The sequence below is a fragment of the Sulfitobacter sp. 1A13353 genome (genome assembly GCF_043557255.1).
GTDB lineage: Bacteria > Pseudomonadota > Alphaproteobacteria > Rhodobacterales > Rhodobacteraceae > Sulfitobacter > Sulfitobacter faviae.
The window spans coordinates 267,487-283,334 of record NZ_JBIFFS010000007.1 but is presented as its reverse complement, the minus strand read 5'-3'; the positions used below and the strand labels follow the sequence as shown (position 1 = coordinate 283,334).

Below are 15,848 nucleotides of genomic sequence, written 5' to 3'. Positions count from 1 at the left end.
AAGCAACCTGATGGAAATACAGAAACGGTTGGAGTAAAACGAGATATCAAAAACTGCACTTCACCGTGAACTCACACGCCAGCCCTGTTGTTGCGATTTTCTCGCCACAGTAGCACCGCAATGCCACCTGACGCTGGACAGCGCCAGTTTTGCTCCGTTAACACTATCTAGATGATTTAATGTGAGTGATTATGGCGTCTGTACTTATTTTGAACGGCCCGAACCTGAACCTTTTGGGCACGCGGCAGCCTGAGGTCTATGGCAAGACCACCTTGGCGGATGTTGAGGCACTCTGTGCCGAGGAAACCGCACGGCTGGGTCTGGAGATGGAGTTTGCGCAGTCGAACCACGAAGGCAGCCTGATCGATTTGATCCATGCGGCCCGCGGCCAACATGCTGGTATCATTCTGAATGCCGGCGCCTATACCCATACCTCCATCGCGCTGATGGACGCCATCGCCTCTGTCGAACTGCCGGTGGTCGAAGTGCATCTGAGCAATATCCACGCGCGTGAGAGTTTCCGCCACACGTCCTATATCGCACCTGTGGCCCTTGGACAAATCTGCGGCTTTGGCGTTCATGGCTATGTTCTGGCAATCCAAGCCCTTCAACGTCATATCGGAAGCTGATGATCTTGCGCGACTATTTGCATCAGATCGCGCATAGCCCGACAATCGAAGCACTCTGGGATGCCCATACGCGACAGATGGCTGACTATGGATTCGACCGGCTGATCTACGGGTTTACGCGCTACCGCACACCGACCTCTTTGGGCGACCCGGCGGATTTCGTGATTTTAAGCAATCAAAGCGCGGAATACCTCAACGGCTATCTGCACAGTGGGCTCTACTTCAATGCGCCGATGCTGCGTTGGGCGCTCAACAACGAAGGCGCTTGTAGCTGGGGCACCTTGGCGGAGATCACGCAGCGCGAGGGCTTGTCGGAGACCGAAAAACGGGTGATCGACTTCAACGCCAGCATGGATGTGACGGCGGGCTATACGATCAGTTTCCGCTCGATCTCGGCCCGGTCCAAGGGGGCGATTGCGCTAACGGCGCGCCGCGGGCTATCTCAGGATGAGGTGGATGCGATTTGGAAAAAGCATGGCGCGGACATTCAGCTGATGAATGAAATTGCGCATCTGAAAATCCTCTCCCTGCCCTACAGAAGCCCCAACCGCAGCCTCACCCGGCGCCAACTGGAGGTGCTGCAATGGGTCGGAGATGGCAAGACCACGCAGGATATCGCCCTGCTGATGGGTCTGACGGCGCCTACGGTCGAAAAACACCTGCGCCTCGCGCGGGAGGCTTTGTCGGTCGAGACGACGGCTCAGGCGGTGCTGAAAGCGGCCTTTGCCAACCAGATGTTTGTGATGGATCCGTAATATATTAGGGTATGGAATACCTTACTGGCACCTCAGGTAGTAGATGGCCATGGTCCGCCAGTATCGCGGGTGTTCGCGCCTGTGGTACGACGGGCCCTAAATCCTTGTAATACCAGGGCGCTTTTTGGCTCGCCGGTCTCAGTCAGGTTTATTTTTCGCCTGGCTGACCGGATCCTTCCCCTGCCCCATCCAGAACCCGCCCTGATGCTTTGAGCCGTCGTTTCTATCGGCGTCCCTATCGGTGATTGGCCACGAAAAAGGGCGGCGCATCGGAATGCACCGCCCCATATTCATCATGTCGAGAAGGCTTAGCCTTTCGCGGCTTTCGCCACTTCTGCTGCGAAGTCTTCTTTGACGACTTCGATGCCTTCGCCAACTTCCAGACGCACGAAACCAGTGATGGTCGCACCCGCTTCTTCAGCGGCCTTGCCGACGGTCAGGTCAGGGTTCACGACGAAGGACTGGTTCACCAGTGTCACTTCGGACATGTACTTCTGCATGCGGCCGGTGATCATTTTCTCGATCACGGCTTCGGGCTTGCCGCTTTCGCGGGCGATGTCCATCTGAACCTGCTTTTCCTTCTCGACCACGGCCGGGTCCAGATCAGCTTCGGAGAGCGACGCGGGGTTCACAGCGGCGATGTGCATCGCGATCTGCTTGCCCAGTTCCTCGTTGCCACCGGTCATGGCGACCAGAACGCCGATTTTGCCCATGCCGGGTGCGGCGGCGTTGTGGACGTAAGAGACGACGGTCTCGCCTTCGATGCTCTGCATGCGGCGCAGGGACATGTTCTCGCCGATTTTGGCGATGGCGTCTGTCAGGGTGGTTTCGACGGATTTGCCGTCGATCTCAGCCGCTTTCAGCGCTTCGACATCGTCCACTTTCAGCGCGGCATCGGCGATGTTGCTGACCATGGATTGGAATTCAGCGTTCTTGCCGACGAAGTCGGTTTCGGAGTTCACCTCAACCGCGACACCGTGACCGCCTTCGACCTTAACAGCCACGAGACCTTCGGCAGCGGTACGGCCGGATTTCTTCGCCGCTTTGGCCAGACCTTTGGTGCGCAGCCAGTCGACAGCGGCTTCCATGTCGCCGTCGTTTTCTGTCAGTGCCTTCTTGGCGTCCATCATGCCTGCGCCGGTGCTGTCGCGCAGTTCCTTGACCATGGATGCTGTGATTGCCATCTCTTGGTTCTCCTTTGGAAATCGGGTGCAGGCCCAAGGCCCGCATCTGGTGGAAATCGGGGCAGGTTACCCTGCCCCGTGTTTCAGGTCCGTGACGCTTAGCCTTCGGCTTTGGCGACGGTCTCTTTCTTGGATTCGATGTCCAGCGGCGCGTCTTTGCCCATGGCATCGTCATGCAGAGTCTCTTCGGACGCGTTGCCGATTTCGACGCCGGTGCTTTCTTCGCTCACGGCTTCTTCTTCGGGGGCTTCTTCCATGGCGCCCAGATCAACGCCTGCTGCACCCAGCTGAGCCGACATGCCGTCGAGAGCAGCGCGCGATGCCAGATCGCAGTAGAGCGCGATGGCGCGGGCCGCGTCGTCGTTGCCGGGGATGATGTAGTCAACACCGTCGGGCGAGCAGTTGGTGTCAACCACGGCCACAACCGGGATGCCCAGCTTGTTGGCTTCTGCAATGGCCAGCGACTCTTTCTTCACGTCGATGACGAAGAGCAGGTCAGGACGGCCGCCCATTTCGCGGATACCACCCAGCGACGCTTCAAGCTTCGCTTGGTCGCGTTCCATGCCAAGACGCTCTTTCTTGGTCAGGCCTTCGAAGCCGCGCTCGGACTGTTCGTCGATGTTTTTCAGACGGTTGATCGACTGCGAAACGGTCTGCCAGTTGGTCAGCGTACCGCCGAGCCAACGGTGGTTCATGTAATACTGTGCGCATTTCTCTGCGGCGTCAGCGATCGGCTGGGCGGCCTGACGCTTGGTGCCGACGAAGAGAACGCTGCCGCCTTTGGCGACGGTGTCACGGATCACTTTCAGCGCTTCGTCCAGCATGGGGACGGTCTGTGTGAGGTCCATGATGTGGATGCCGTTGCGCGCGCCGTAGATATACGGGCCCATGCGGGGGTTCCAGCGCTGTGTCTGGTGACCAAAGTGTACGCCTGCTTCAAGCAGTTGGCGCATGGAGAACTCAGGAAGAGCCATGTCTTTATACCTTTCCGGTTTAGCCTCATCGGGGGTATGACAGCCTCATGCTGCCAACCGGCGGACGATCTGGGATTTCTCCCCAAAAGGCCCAACCCCGACTGCGGGTTCAAGTGGGGCGCATATAGGCCAGCGCGCGGCGCAGCGCAAGGGGCTTATTGCAGGCGCGGCCCGCCATCGGCTCCTGCCTGAGCATGGCCCGCGCGCACGATCGCTTCGCAGCGTTGCGCCAGCGCCTTGCGCCCGGTGTATTCCGCCACCTGCAACGGCGGGTGATAGACCACCTCGACCGCGCCTTGCCGAGCCGCGGCCAGCGTCGTCAGCAGATGCGCGCCAAAGGACATATCCCCCCACCAGCCATAAAACCGCGGATCTTCACCCTGCGGCGCGTGGTAGATCACGCTGACGGGCTGCACCGCGATCTCGTCCCGCAAGGCCGGATCAAAGAAGGCCTCGAATAGCGTAGTCTTGAAGGGAAGCACTTGCAGCCCGTCGGTGCTGGTGCCCTCGGGGAAAAACAGCAGCTTATGCCCGGCCAAAAGACGGGTCCGAAACACCTCCGTCTGGTTGCGCGCCTCGGCCCGGTCGCGGCGAATAAAGACGGTGCCCGTCGCCCGCGCCAGCCAGCCGATGCCGGGCCAGCCCGCGACCTCGGATTTGGAGACGAAATAGATCCGTTTGGCCGCGTTCAGCGCGAAAATATCGAGCCATGAGGTATGGTTGGCCACCACCGCGCCGCGCCGTTCCATCGGGGTGCCGCGGCGGATAAAGCGCATGCCCAGCACCCAGAACGCCGCGCGGCATACCATCTGCGTGATATGGGGGGTGATGGGCCGATGCAGGCCAAAAATTGGCCGCTCGACCAAGCGCAGCAGCAGCAAGACCAGTAACCCGCCGAAAACCAAAAACGCCAAGACCGCGCCGCGGAGCATGACGCGCAGCATCCCTGCAAGCGTCAAACGCCGCTCTGGCGGCGGCTGGTCGCTGCCCCAAGTCGTGCTCATGCAGCACTCCCGTTATAGAACCGCATCTGCCGCGCGCTCATCTGTTTCGTATCAAGGATCAGGCAAACGTCCGTGGTGTTGAAGGCCCGGTCGATATAGGCCCCCTCGCCCACGGTCCCGCCCAGCCGTAGGTAGGCTTTGATCAGGCTCGGCACCGCCAGCATGGCCTTGCGCCGGTCCAACTCGGGCTCGGGGATCAGGTCCATGGGCGCGTAATCACGCGCGCGGACCCGCAGTTCGGGCGGCGCCAAATGCCGGTGATGCAAAAGCGAAAGCGGCTCGGCCAGAGCCGCGGTGTCGGTGCCATGAAAGCTCGCCACGCCAAAGAGAACCTCGATCTCATATTCGGCAACATAGCCTGCTAGCGCGGCCCAAAGGTGGTGCATCGCCGTGCCACCGCGATAGGCGGGGTCAAGGCAAGAGCGCCCCAATTCCAACAGCTTACGCCCCGACTGGACAAGCGGCGCCAGATCATATTCCGCCGCCGAATAGAAGCCCCCTGCCCGTGCGGCCATATCGCTCCGCATCACTCGGTAGACGCCCGCCAATTTACCGCTGCGCCGGTCGGTCAAAAGCAGATGGTCAAAGTAGGGATCGAACCGGTCCCGCTCCAACCCGGCGGCATGATCCACCATCGGGCCGCCGCCGCCCAACTCGCGCACGAAAACGTCGTACCGCAGCCGCTGTGCCGCCTGCACATCGGCCTCCGTCTGCGCTAATCTGACCTGAAAATCTGCTGCTACGCCCCGCGGCATCGGCCAATCCTATGCCCGAAATGAAAGTCTCCGCCTGATAGGCAATCGGCTGCGCGGGCGCAACAGTTGCGGGGAAAGCGGAAATCGGTTACTCTCCCTATGGTTGCTTTAAGAGAATTTTCTTCCACCATTAAGGATTTGGAAAGGGTCATCCCTCATCAAAGACCGGCATTAATTCCAAACGAAAGCTGTCTATGACCACTTTGCCTTGGTCACGAAAGTTGACCGTCACCTTGCCGCCGATATTGCTTTGCACCTGTCCAGTGCCCCATTCGGGATGCTGCGGATGCATCACCAACATGCCAGGGGTCAGCAGCGCGTTCAGATCATCCATGCCGTTTCCAATCATTCCGAGGGGCCACCATGGGCCAGCTTAACATTGACCTGCCCGCCCTGATCGGCAGCCGCATTTGCCACGACTTGATATCGCCAATCGGGGCCATCAACAACGGGCTTGAATTGCTTCAGATGGCGGGCACCGGGGCCACCCCGGGGCCTGAGCTTGCCTTGATCGGTCAAAGCGTCGAAAGCGCCTCGGCCCGGATCCGCTTTTTCCGCATCGCCTTTGGGGCCGCGGGCGATCAGACCATGGGCCAGAACGAGGTGACTTCGATCCTACGTGATCTCTATGCCGCCTCAAGGGTTGAGATTGATTGGCAGGTTACAAGCCCGCAATCACGCAATGGCGTGCGGATGGCCTTCCTCGCGCTGCTCTGTATCGAAACGGCCCTGCACCACGGCGGGCGGATCACCATCGGTGAAGAGGCGGGCCGCTGGTCCCTAAAGGCCGAGGCTGACAAGATCGCGATAGACCCTGAACTTTGGGCGCTGCTGACGCAGACCGGCGCGGACAGGCGGCTACAGCCCGCGCAGGTTCAATTCGCGCTTTTGCCAATGCTGGCCGAAGCACAGGGGAGAGAAATCACGCTCGACAGCGGCGAAACGGCACTGACCCTCTCGTTCTAAAGGTCAGCCGCGCACCGTCCCCTCGCCACGCACTAGGTATTTAAAGCTCGTCAGTTGCGCCGCACCAACAGGGCCGCGGGCATGAAGCTTTCCCGTGGCGATGCCGATCTCTGCGCCCATGCCGAACTCTCCCCCATCCGCGAATTGGGTCGAGGCGTTATGCATCAGGATCGCGGAATCCAGCCCACTGAAGAACGCCGCGGCGGTCTCGGCATTCTCGGTCAGGATGCAATCGGTATGCCCCGATCCATACTGGCGAATATGCGCCATCGCAGCGTCCAGATCGGGGACGACCCGCGCCGCGACGATCATATCGAGGTATTCTTGCCCCCAATCCGCATCGCTGGCCGGGACCGTGCCGGAGACATCCTGCAAGGCCGTATCGGCGCGCACTTCGACGCCTGCGTCGATCAGCGCCCGGATCACGCCATTGCCAATGGTCTTGGCGACATCCTCATGGATCAAAAGACATTCCGCCGCGCCGCAAATGCCCGTCCGTCGTGTCTTGGCGTTCAGCACGACCTTCAACGCTTTTTCGGGATCCGCCTCGGCGTCGATATAGATGTGCACGATGCCTTCCAGATGGGCAAAGACCGGCACCCGGGCCTCACGCTGGACCAAGCCGACAAGCCCCTTGCCGCCGCGCGGTACGATCACGTCGATGGTATCCGTCATCGTCAGCATCTCACGCACCGCCGCCCGGTCGCGCGTCGGGACCAATTGCACTGCGTCTTCGGGCATGCCTGCATCCCGCAGCCCCTGTTGCAGACAGGCGTGAATGGCACGCGATGAATGAAAGCTTTCCGACCCGCCGCGCAGGATCACGGCATTGCCCGCTTTGAGACAAAGCGCGCCCGCATCCGCCGTCACATTGGGGCGCGATTCATAGATCACGCCGATCACGCCGAGCGGGGTGCGCACGCGCTGAATGTTAAGCCCCGAGGGCTGGTCCCATTCAGCGATCACCTCACCCACCGGATCAACCTGTTCCGCGACCGACCGCAGCCCGTCGACCATGCCGCGAATGCGCTCTTCGTTCAGCATCAGCCGGTCCATCATCGCATCCGAGAGCCCTTTGTCGCGGCCAAAGGCGAGGTCTTTTTCATTGGCGGCGATGATCTCGGCCCGGTGTTTCCAAACGGCGTCGGCGGCGCTGATAAGGGCGGCATGTTTACGCTCGGCCGTGGCGGTTGCCAGTTGCGTCGCCGCAGCACGGGCGCGGGCGCCGATATGGGCCATCAGTTCAGAGATATTCTCGATGTCGTTCATAGCCTTATGCCCCTATCTTCACCTTCGCCTAAAGCGCCATATCGTCCCGATGGATCAAAGCCGCCCGCCCGGGATAGCCCAAAAGCGCCTCGATCTCAGCGCTCTTGTGGCCCTTGATTTGCCCGATCTCCTCCGCCGAATAGCGGCTGAGACCATGGCCCACCGCGTGACCGGCGGGGTCATACATGGCGATGCTATCGCCCCGCTCAAAACGCCCCTCAACGGCGGTCACCCCGGCCGGCAAGAGGGACGTGCCCCGCGCCAAAGCCGCCACGGCTCCGGCGTCCAAGGTCACCGCCCCGCGCGGCTTCATCGCGGCAATCCAGCGCTTGCGCGCGGCCTGTGGATCGCTCTGCGCGCTGAACCAAGTGGCATTTGCCCCACCTTCGAGCGCGGTGAGCGGGCGCATGACGAACCCATCGGTGATCGCCATCGCACAGCCCGCCGTTGTCGCCGTCCGCGCGGCCATCAGCTTGGTTTTCATGCCACCTTTGGACAGGCCCGACCCGGCATCACCGGCCATCGCCTCGATCTCGGGCGTGATGCTCTCGATCACATCGTAACGTTTCGCGGTCGGGTCCTGTGAGGGGTTGGCACTGTAGAAACCATCCACATCGGAGAGCAAAATCAACTGATCCGCGCCCACCGTCACCGCAATCTGCGCGGCGAGACGGTCATTGTCGCCAAAGCGGATTTCATCAGTCGCGATCGTGTCATTCTCATTTACGATGGGCACGACGCCGAGCGAGAGCAGCTGCTCCAAGGTCGCGCGGCTGTTGAGGTAGCGCCGGCGGTTGGCGCTGTCCTCCAACGTTACCAGAACCTGCGCCGTGGTGATGCCATGGGGGGCCAGCACCTCTTCATAAGCCCGGGCCAGGCGGATTTGCCCCACCGCCGCGGCGGCCTGCGCCTGTTCCAGCGCCAAGACGGTCGGCGGGAGGCCCAGAACACCCCGGCCAAGCGCGATGGAGCCAGACGATACCAGCACAACATCGCAGCCCAAGCCCTTGAGCCATAAGACATCTTGCGCCAATCCGGTCAGCCAGTCTCGGCGCAGATTGCCGCTATCGCGGTCCACCAGAAGGGCGGAGCCGATCTTGATGACGACGCGGCGGGCGGTGCTTAGGGTTGCCAAGGTGTCTCTTCCTCGGTGCTGCGGAAACGCAGGCGGTCTTCGTCGATGTTCTGGCGCAGGGTGCGCAATACTTCCGTCACGCCTTCGCCAGCCACACTGGACATCATCATCACGCTGCCGCCGGAAGCTTTTTCCAATTCTGTCAAACGGCTTGCGCGCTCTTCCTCATCCAGTGCATCAACTTTGTTCAACACAGTGACACGCGGCTTTTCAGCCAGATCGCCACCATAGGCTTCCAGCTCTCCGATGATGGTGTGGTAATCCTCCGCCACGGTTTCGGAGGTGCCATCGATGAGGTGCAACAACACCGCACAACGCTCGACGTGGCCAAGGAAAAGATCGCCCAGACCCCGCCCCTCGGAGGCGCCTTCGATGAGGCCGGGAATATCCGCCACCACGAATTCAGTGTTATCGACACCGACCACGCCAAGGTTTGGGTGCAACGTGGTGAACGGGTAATCGGCAATCTTAGGCCGCGCGTTCGACGTGCTTGCAAGGAAGGTCGACTTGCCCGCGTTGGGCAGGCCCAGCAAGCCGACGTCGGCGATCAGCTTGAGCCGCAGCCAAAGCGTCCGCTCAACCCCTTCCTGCCCGGGGTTCGAGCGGCGGGGGGCTTGGTTGGTCGCGGATTTGAAGTGCAGGTTGCCCCAGCCGCCATTGCCGCCGCGCGCAAGCTGCACGCGCTGGCCAAGCTCGGTCAGATCGGCGATGACGGTCTCCTGATCCTCGTCGAGGATCTCCGTGCCCACGGGCACCCGCAGGATGATATCCTCACCGTCCTTACCGGTGCGCTGTTTGCCCATGCCGGGCTGGCCGTTCTTGGCAAAGAAGTGTTGCTGATAGCGAAAGTCGATCAGCGTGTTCAGCCCATCGACCGCCTCGGCCCAGACCGAGCCGCCGGTGCCGCCATCGCCGCCATCCGGGCCGCCATATTCGATATATTTCTCACGCCGGAACGACACACAGCCGCCGCCCCCGGCGCCGGATCGGATGTAGACTTTGCACAGGTCGAGAAACTTCATGGTCTTGCCTTTCAGGCACGGGAAACGGAGCTACAGCTTGCGGCTATAGGTCCATGTGGGTACGGCAGCATCGCGGGCCAAGCAATAGGTTTCCGCGTCGCCGAGATAGACAAAACCCGCATTGGTCAGCACCTTGGCCGACGCCGGGTTGTCATGGAAAACAGAGGCAAAAAGCGCGTCATTGCCCAAGGGGTTGGCGTTTACCAAAGCCTGCACCGCGTCAGAGGCAAGATGCGTGTTCCAGAACGCCGGTGCCACCCAATAGCCGATTTCGGATTGGTTGCGATCCAGCCGGGTGAGGGAGATCACGCCCATCACTTCGGAACTGTCCGCGCGGGTGCCATCCATGACCCAGACGTCTTCTTCACGGTCATCGGACATGGCGCGGGTGACATAGGCCTCGACACTGCCGGGCGGCAGTGGATGCGGGATCGAGGATGTCGCGTTGGCGACCCGCGGGTCGCTGGCATACATCTCAATCATGCCCATGTCGGACCGGCGCACCGGGCGCAGGTCAAACCGCTCTGTCTCAATAAGGGGTTGGTTCACAATCGCTTCCAACTGCATCGTCATGTTCCTCCTCCGAACAGACTGGATTGGGGGCCTTTGGCCAGACGGGCCGCCCCTGCCCCGATCGCGCGTAACCCGCGCGCCGAGGCGTTGACACATTCGACATATTCCTCCCTGCCGAATGTAACGACTTTATCAAAATTCAGCCGCGGTCCGCAAAGAGCGGAGAAACGGCCCGCCAGGCCAATGGGCCCTGAACTGGAAAATAAAAACATCGGGGGTCTTTCCGAAAAAGAAAAAGGGACCGGCGGTATCGCCGATCCCTGATTTTTTCAAACCCTTTGGGGTACGGCTTATTCAGCGGCCTCCGCGCGTGGCAGAACCGAAATGAACGTGCGGTTTTTCAGACCTTTGTGGAAGGTCACAGCGCCGTCGACGGTTGCAAAGATCGTGTGATCCTTGCCCATGCCAACGCCTTCGGCAGGCCAAAACTTGGTGCCGCGCTGACGCACGATGATGTTGCCGGGGATGACGGCTTCGCCGCCGTATTTTTTCACGCCAAGGCGACGACCAGCTGAGTCGCGCCCGTTACGGGATGAACCGCCTGCTTTTTTATGTGCCATCTCGGTCTCTCCTTAGCCTTTGGTCTTTTCTTTGGCCTGTTCGACCCAGCCTTCACGCTGGATACGGCCTTTGAAAGACAGTTTCTCGTCAACTTCAGCGATATCCGCTTCGGTCCATGCTGCGATTTGAGCGAAGGAGGTGATGCCCGCTTCGTGCAGCTTTTTCTCAAGTGCGGGGCCAACGCCGCTCAGCGCCTTCAGGTCGTCCGCGCCGGCTTCCGACATCTGGTCGGCTTTCTCGGCTTTCGGAGCGGCCTTGGTGGCTTTCGCCTTCTTGGCCTTCTTGATCTGAGCAGCCTCATCGGTCTTGCCGGTGATGGCAGCCACGGCGGCGGCGCTTACGGAACCGGTGCCGACAGCTTCGGACACGCCCGACTTCTCTGCGCCGGAGGCGAGGATGTCGGTAATCTTGACCAGCGTCAGCTTCTGACGGTGACCCTTGGTGCGCTTGGAAGAGTGCTTCCGGCGGCGCTTGACGAAGTTGATGACCTTTTCGCCTTTGATCTGATCGACGACTTCGGCCTGAACGCCTGCGTCTTTGACCGTGGGCGCGCCGAGCACGGGGCTGTCGCCGCCCAGCATCAGAACTTCGTTGAACTGGACCGTTTCGCCAGCATTGGCCGCAATACGTTCAACGCGCAGCATATCGCCTGCTTGAACCTTGTATTGCTTGCCGCCTGTCTTGATGACCGCAAACATGCGTCTTCCTTTTCTGTCATCCGCGTTCTGTGGCCCCGCTTGGGAGTTTGTGGATGGCTTTCCGGCCGATCCGCCTCGAACAGCGCGCCCATGGGGCGTCATTAAAAAACAATCCCGAAAACGGATTACCCGCCGGGATGCGGGCTTATCTTCGGAATGGCGGGGCAAGTCAAGTAGGTTTTCTTGGCCCTGCCCCTTGGGCCTGTCAGAGGCTTTCGGCCACCATGTTCAGCGCCAATGCGCGCCCCAGCCCGTAGGAGATATCCTCATAGGCCCGACCGAATCCGTCGAAAAGCCCGCGATTGAGCGCCCGGCCCGCCGGTGTCTCGGCAAAGGCCGCATATTGCGCGATTTCGGCCTTGCTCAAGGGGTGATAGGCCAGCAGCATATAGGCGTGCAACCAGACGGAGGTGTCTTCGGTCACCGCATCCAGATCGGCGCCAACATCGGCCAAGAGGTCTTCGTCACTGTCCTCCAGCGCGCCGCCATCGCGCATGCCGCGTAGGAATTGGAAATTGCTGTTGAGCGCCGTGCCAACATTGCGGTCGATCATATCGGAAGCGTCGATCAACTGGCGGATCAAAGCCACCCGGGTATCACCGTCCCCCGCCAGCACCCCATAGTTGGCCCGCGCGATCTGCTCGATCTCAGGCTCGGCGATGGCGGCGCGGGCGGCATTCTCCAGCCCCACAATCCGACGTCCCAGTTCGGTGGAATAGAAGGCGATGGCCTTTTCGACCTCCTCCGCCGTCATCGTCTCTTCTAAGGCGCGGCGAACCATTTCGACCATACGTTCAGAATCGTGGATGCTTTCGACCTGCATCTGCCAGGCTGGGCCGCCCTGCCCGCCCAGCATGTCTTGGTTCAGCACCTCCGCATGGGCCTGCCCTTCGTCGCTGAGGATCACCGCCGCCTGCCGAAGCTCCAACAGATCGACCAGCACGGTCATCCGCGCATCGGCCCAAGCGGGCAACGCCAGAAGCCACAAAAGCGGCGCAAAAACCCAAGCCCGCATCAGATGTCCTGACTGGGCTGCATGGCCGCAAGCCGTGCCGCCACGGCCTCGAACCGGTTGGCCATGATCTCATATTGGACGGCGTTCATCAGTGTATAGACCTGCTGCATCTTGGGATGTTCCAACGCCTCGGCATAGGCGGCAAGGTCTTCGTCCGAGAAGGATTGATAGGTATAGGCAGCATTGGCCAATGCATTGGCGGCGATCTGCGCGCCCAGCTCATCCGCCTGCGCCCGCATCGCCTCGCGCAGGTCCGGCTCTTCCATCTGCAATTCGATCACCCCGGCGCCCGCAGCGGCCAGAAGGAAGCGAATCTGCACTTCTTGAATGGCCCGGACCGAGATTTCCTCGACATCGCTGGCCACGTTCAAGCGCCGCAGGGTCTCCAACCGGGGGGAGCCGATCCGCTCAAGCCCCGCGATGATGGCGGCACCGCTCTCGGCCTTCAGCCCGTCATCCTCAGCCATATGCGCTTTGTTCTCGACCGCCACCAAACGCTGGCCCAGATCGGAGGCATAGAATCCGGCGGCATGATCCAACAGGTCATCGCTGAGCGTCTCGGCAAGGATATCCATCGCCATGTCGTGCATCAACTCGGTGTCAAAGACATCGCGCACCAGCCGCGACCACTCTGAGCCGAAATCCTCGCTTTGCAGCCCCAACATCTCAGGCGCGGAATCGGCGGACAGGCGAATGCTCTCCAACGCCACGTCAAAGCCGGTCACTTCCAAAAACCGCTCCAACGCGCCGCGATCCGCCGCCCGCAGCGGCAGGGCAAGCGCGACGAGCAGCATCAACGCCATGACAAAGGGGGCTGCAATCATTCGGTTTTGGCGAAACATGGGCGGTCCTTTCGCAGAATTCTGCCTGTAAACTTAGGCTCTACCAGCCTCGGCGCAATGAAAATCCCCAAACTTTCAATTGATGCGCAAAACCCCTCTTGCCACTGCTGGAAAAGGCGACTAAACGGACCCCCCAGACCCCCGCGGAGAGGTGCCGGAGTGGTCGAACGGGGCGGTCTCGAAAACCGTTGAGCCTTCACGGGTTCCCAGGGTTCGAATCCCTGTCTCTCCGCCACTAACGCCTTGATCGTGGTGCTTATTTCCCCCGATACAAAGACCCAGGTTAGTCGCCGCGCAAGGGGCGACGTCGCCGTCCTCCAAACCGATCTGCTTAAAGATCAGGCACCCGCGTAGAAATCCAACGCCGCAGCCGCCCCTCTCCCGCTTTAACCAAATCCGCGCCTTGAACATTTCGGCGGATTGTCGCAACTATCCGCGCAGAGCAAGCAAGCGGTTTCATGAGTCCCAGCCAGCCAAGGATTTCTACAAGGGACAATAAAATGAAAACCACTACCGCCAAGCGCGTCGCGCTCTCTTGGCTGATGTGCTCGACCGCCACTCTCGCTTACGCGCAAGACGACACCGCCTTCGATCTCGGTGTGCTGCGCATTCAGACCTCAGCCGCTCAGGCTGTTTTGGGCAATGACGAGATCACCGAAACCGAAATCGAACAGCGCAACCCGGCGACCGTGGCTGATGTCTTTGCCGGCGAATCCGCGATCACCGCCAGCGGCGGCGCGCCGATCGCGCAGAAGGTCTATGTGAACGGGATCGAGGAAAGCCTGCTTTCCGTCACCATCGATGGCGCGCGTCAGAACAAATCGGCCTTCCACCATACCGGCAACGTTCTGCTGGATCCGGCCTTGCTGAAATCCGTTGAGGTCAGCGCGGGGCTTGCCCCCGCGGATCAGGGGCCAAACGCGCTGGCGGGCTCTATCGCCTATACCACCAAAGACGCCCGCGACCTGTTGGACGGGGATGATCCCTTTGGGGGCCGCTACACGCTGTCCTATGGCAGCAATGGCCAAGGGTTCCGCAACAACCTGACCCTCTTCGGGCAGAACGACGGTTTCGAATATTTGCTGAGCGGCACCCGGGCGACGGGCGACGATTATGATGACGGCTCGGGCAGCACCATCACGGGCACGCGGGCGGACCTAACCGACTATATCGCGAAATTCGCCTATACCTCGCAAAGCGGGAAACGTCTGAGCTTCTCTGCTTCTGAGACAACCGACAATGGCCTGCGCGCGTCTCAGGGTGGCTTCATCCGCCCCGACTTTGCCGATGTGATCGGGCGCGACACGGTGCTTTATGAAGCGCTGTCGCAGCGCACCTCCTATACGCTGACCTATGAGGATGAGAATCCCTCGGGCATCTGGGCGCCCTATGCGCAGCTCAGCTACAACGAGCAGGCGATGGACGTAGGCTCGCTTTATGGTGTGAACAAAAGCCTCAGCGGTGTGCTCAGCAACGACTTCACGCTCCGCAACGGCAGCGTCAATGTCGGTGTCGATTTCTTTGACGAAAGCGCCGAAGGCTATGACAACACGGTCAGCCCGCGCAGCTCGAGCGGCCGCGAAGAGCTTAGCAACATCGGTATCTTCGCCCAAGCGCGGCAGGATCTGTCGGACCGCATCTCCGTATCCTACGGCGGGCGCTACGACTGGGCGTCCTTCGAAGGCGCCGATGGGAGCGATTTCGACGCCAGCGGCGCCAGCGTCAACGGCTCGGTCGATTACGTCTTGAACGATCAATGGACCCTCAACGCAGGGGCCGCCTCCAGCTGGGGCGGTTATGAGTTGGGCGAGGCCGCATTGGTCAACTTCCGCACCCCGTGGAATTATGACGGCTTCACCACCTCGCGCGCCAATGCTGTGCGTTTGGGCCTGCGTTACGACAGCGGCCCTTGGGCGGTCAAAGGCGCGCTCTTCGACACTGAGATCGAAGACATCAACGCCGTTCTGCCCTCGAGCGGTGCACGCGGTGCTGTGGACGATCTGACATCGCGCGGCTTCGACGGGTCGGTCACCTATACCGGCGCACGCGGCTTCGCGACCTTGAACTACACCTATGCCGATGTGCAAACCAACGACGCGACAACCGCCACGACCGCCTATTACCTTGGCCGTCCGGTCGGCCATATCTTTGGCTTCGAAGCGGGCTATGACGTGACCGAGGAATGGCGCATTGGCGCGACCGCGCAGATCGCCTTGGAGAACGACGATACCGATGTGTCGCTCGACGGCTATGAGGTGGTCAATCTCTACGCGGAATACAAACCGCGGCGGATGGAGAACCTGAACGTGCGCATGGACGTGCAGAACCTGTTCGACGCGACCTATGCAAGCCGCAGTTCCGATGGGCTTGGGCTTGCCAATGTGGTGCCCTTGACCGAACCGGGCCGCACTGTCAGCCTGACCGCGTCGATCAGCTTTTAACTGACGCAGGTATCGCCCCCCTTTG

Annotated in this window: 17 protein-coding genes and 1 tRNA gene; 5 read left to right on the top strand and 13 right to left on the bottom strand. The window is 60.9% G+C overall.

What is annotated here, in order from left to right:
* The first annotated feature begins 191 nt into the window (after positions 1 to 191).
* Together aroQ and ACGYLO_RS17560 are read left to right on the top strand one after the other, a co-directional pair.
* Complete coding sequence (aroQ, locus tag ACGYLO_RS17565; protein ID WP_271687280.1) at positions 192 to 629, top strand: type II 3-dehydroquinate dehydratase; 438 nt, start codon at positions 192 to 194, stop codon at positions 627 to 629.
* Positions 629 to 1,384 carry a LuxR family transcriptional regulator gene (locus ACGYLO_RS17560; RefSeq protein WP_271687281.1) on the top strand — a complete coding sequence of 252 codons (756 nt, stop codon included), beginning with the start codon at positions 629 to 631 and terminating at the stop codon, positions 1,382 to 1,384. Before aroQ ends, ACGYLO_RS17560 begins: the two co-directional genes overlap by 1 nt.
* Before the next feature lie 308 nt (positions 1,385 to 1,692).
* On the opposite strand, the gene tsf is transcribed toward ACGYLO_RS17560, so the two are convergent.
* From tsf to ACGYLO_RS17535, 5 genes are all read right to left on the bottom strand, one after another.
* Positions 1,693 to 2,568 carry a translation elongation factor Ts gene (gene tsf, locus ACGYLO_RS17555; protein WP_067262078.1) on the bottom strand — a complete coding sequence of 292 codons (876 nt, stop codon included), beginning with the start codon at positions 2,566 to 2,568 and terminating at the stop codon, positions 1,693 to 1,695.
* Between the two features lie 98 nt (positions 2,569 to 2,666).
* The gene (rpsB, locus tag ACGYLO_RS17550) at positions 2,667 to 3,542 is read right to left on the bottom strand and encodes a 30S ribosomal protein S2 (RefSeq protein WP_067262080.1); all 876 of its coding nucleotides are present in this window, start codon (positions 3,540 to 3,542) and stop codon (positions 2,667 to 2,669) included.
* Positions 3,543 to 3,697: 155 nt separating this feature from the next.
* Positions 3,698 to 4,546, bottom strand: coding sequence for a 1-acyl-sn-glycerol-3-phosphate acyltransferase (locus ACGYLO_RS17545; RefSeq protein WP_271687282.1), 849 nt, complete (start codon positions 4,544 to 4,546; stop codon positions 3,698 to 3,700).
* Positions 4,543 to 5,301 carry a GNAT family N-acetyltransferase gene (locus ACGYLO_RS17540; RefSeq protein WP_271687283.1) on the bottom strand — a complete coding sequence of 253 codons (759 nt, stop codon included), beginning with the start codon at positions 5,299 to 5,301 and terminating at the stop codon, positions 4,543 to 4,545. Before ACGYLO_RS17540 ends, ACGYLO_RS17545 begins: the two co-directional genes overlap by 4 nt.
* A gap of 148 nt (positions 5,302 to 5,449) precedes the next feature.
* The gene (locus ACGYLO_RS17535) at positions 5,450 to 5,635 is read right to left on the bottom strand and encodes a DUF3553 domain-containing protein (protein ID WP_067262087.1); all 186 of its coding nucleotides are present in this window, start codon (positions 5,633 to 5,635) and stop codon (positions 5,450 to 5,452) included.
* A gap of 29 nt (positions 5,636 to 5,664) precedes the next feature.
* Between ACGYLO_RS17535 and ACGYLO_RS17530 the strand changes: the two genes are divergently transcribed.
* Complete coding sequence (locus ACGYLO_RS17530; protein WP_271687284.1) at positions 5,665 to 6,267, top strand: histidine phosphotransferase family protein; 603 nt, start codon at positions 5,665 to 5,667, stop codon at positions 6,265 to 6,267.
* Positions 6,268 to 6,270: 3 nt separating this feature from the next.
* Here ACGYLO_RS17530 and ACGYLO_RS17525 read toward each other — a convergent pair whose 3' ends face one another.
* The 8 genes from ACGYLO_RS17525 to ACGYLO_RS17490 form a co-directional block, all read right to left on the bottom strand.
* Entirely contained in the window at positions 6,271 to 7,536 is a 1,266-nt protein-coding gene (locus ACGYLO_RS17525) for a glutamate-5-semialdehyde dehydrogenase (RefSeq protein ID WP_271687285.1), read from the bottom strand.
* A 28-nt stretch (positions 7,537 to 7,564) separates the two neighbouring features.
* Positions 7,565 to 8,671 (bottom strand): glutamate 5-kinase, encoded by a 1,107-nt coding sequence (gene proB, locus ACGYLO_RS17520; protein WP_271687286.1) that lies wholly within the window; start codon positions 8,669 to 8,671, stop codon positions 7,565 to 7,567.
* Entirely contained in the window at positions 8,659 to 9,693 is a 1,035-nt protein-coding gene (gene obgE, locus ACGYLO_RS17515; RefSeq protein ID WP_271687287.1) for a GTPase ObgE, read from the bottom strand. Before obgE ends, proB begins: the two co-directional genes overlap by 13 nt.
* Positions 9,694 to 9,723: 30 nt before the next feature.
* Entirely contained in the window at positions 9,724 to 10,260 is a 537-nt protein-coding gene (locus ACGYLO_RS17510) for a GNAT family N-acetyltransferase (protein ID WP_067262104.1), read from the bottom strand.
* Positions 10,261 to 10,556: 296 nt separating this feature from the next.
* Positions 10,557 to 10,826 carry a 50S ribosomal protein L27 gene (rpmA, locus tag ACGYLO_RS17505; protein WP_067262095.1) on the bottom strand — a complete coding sequence of 90 codons (270 nt, stop codon included), beginning with the start codon at positions 10,824 to 10,826 and terminating at the stop codon, positions 10,557 to 10,559.
* 12 nt (positions 10,827 to 10,838) lie between these two features.
* Positions 10,839 to 11,525 (bottom strand): 50S ribosomal protein L21, encoded by a 687-nt coding sequence (locus tag ACGYLO_RS17500; RefSeq protein ID WP_067262097.1) that lies wholly within the window; start codon positions 11,523 to 11,525, stop codon positions 10,839 to 10,841.
* A 205-nt stretch (positions 11,526 to 11,730) separates the two neighbouring features.
* Entirely contained in the window at positions 11,731 to 12,540 is an 810-nt protein-coding gene (locus ACGYLO_RS17495; RefSeq protein ID WP_271687289.1) for a DUF2059 domain-containing protein, read from the bottom strand.
* Complete coding sequence (locus ACGYLO_RS17490) at positions 12,540 to 13,382, bottom strand: DUF2059 domain-containing protein (protein ID WP_394374184.1); 843 nt, start codon at positions 13,380 to 13,382, stop codon at positions 12,540 to 12,542. Before ACGYLO_RS17490 ends, ACGYLO_RS17495 begins: the two co-directional genes overlap by 1 nt.
* Positions 13,383 to 13,527: 145 nt before the next feature.
* Between ACGYLO_RS17490 and ACGYLO_RS17485 the strand changes: the two genes are divergently transcribed.
* A tRNA-Ser gene (locus ACGYLO_RS17485) sits at positions 13,528 to 13,617 on the top strand.
* Between the two features lie 265 nt (positions 13,618 to 13,882).
* Positions 13,883 to 15,823 carry a TonB-dependent receptor domain-containing protein gene (locus tag ACGYLO_RS17480; protein ID WP_271687290.1) on the top strand — a complete coding sequence of 647 codons (1,941 nt, stop codon included), beginning with the start codon at positions 13,883 to 13,885 and terminating at the stop codon, positions 15,821 to 15,823.
* Positions 15,824 to 15,848 lie beyond the last annotated feature (25 nt).

Bases quoted from the DNA above. Each gene is read 5' to 3' on its own strand.
- ACGYLO_RS17560 (WP_271687281.1), top strand. From the start codon at position 629: ATGATCTTGCGCGACTATTTGCATCAGATCGCGCATAGCCCGACAATC.
- tsf (WP_067262078.1), bottom strand. From the start codon at position 2,568: ATGGCAATCACAGCATCCATGGTCAAGGAACTGCGCGACAGCACCGGC.
- rpmA (WP_067262095.1), bottom strand. From the start codon at position 10,826: ATGGCACATAAAAAAGCAGGCGGTTCATCCCGTAACGGGCGCGACTCA.
- aroQ (WP_271687280.1), top strand. From the start codon at position 192: ATGGCGTCTGTACTTATTTTGAACGGCCCGAACCTGAACCTTTTGGGC.
- ACGYLO_RS17500 (WP_067262097.1), bottom strand. From the start codon at position 11,525: ATGTTTGCGGTCATCAAGACAGGCGGCAAGCAATACAAGGTTCAAGCA.
- obgE (WP_271687287.1), bottom strand. From the start codon at position 9,693: ATGAAGTTTCTCGACCTGTGCAAAGTCTACATCCGATCCGGCGCCGGG.
- ACGYLO_RS17535 (WP_067262087.1), bottom strand. From the start codon at position 5,635: ATGGATGATCTGAACGCGCTGCTGACCCCTGGCATGTTGGTGATGCAT.
- ACGYLO_RS17545 (WP_271687282.1), bottom strand. From the start codon at position 4,546: ATGAGCACGACTTGGGGCAGCGACCAGCCGCCGCCAGAGCGGCGTTTG.
- ACGYLO_RS17480 (WP_271687290.1), top strand. From the start codon at position 13,883: ATGAAAACCACTACCGCCAAGCGCGTCGCGCTCTCTTGGCTGATGTGC.
- ACGYLO_RS17510 (WP_067262104.1), bottom strand. From the start codon at position 10,260: ATGCAGTTGGAAGCGATTGTGAACCAACCCCTTATTGAGACAGAGCGG.
- ACGYLO_RS17525 (WP_271687285.1), bottom strand. From the start codon at position 7,536: ATGAACGACATCGAGAATATCTCTGAACTGATGGCCCATATCGGCGCC.
- ACGYLO_RS17530 (WP_271687284.1), top strand. From the start codon at position 5,665: ATGGGCCAGCTTAACATTGACCTGCCCGCCCTGATCGGCAGCCGCATT.
- ACGYLO_RS17540 (WP_271687283.1), bottom strand. From the start codon at position 5,301: ATGCCGCGGGGCGTAGCAGCAGATTTTCAGGTCAGATTAGCGCAGACG.
- ACGYLO_RS17490 (WP_394374184.1), bottom strand. From the start codon at position 13,382: ATGTTTCGCCAAAACCGAATGATTGCAGCCCCCTTTGTCATGGCGTTG.
- rpsB (WP_067262080.1), bottom strand. From the start codon at position 3,542: ATGGCTCTTCCTGAGTTCTCCATGCGCCAACTGCTTGAAGCAGGCGTA.
- ACGYLO_RS17495 (WP_271687289.1), bottom strand. From the start codon at position 12,540: ATGCGGGCTTGGGTTTTTGCGCCGCTTTTGTGGCTTCTGGCGTTGCCC.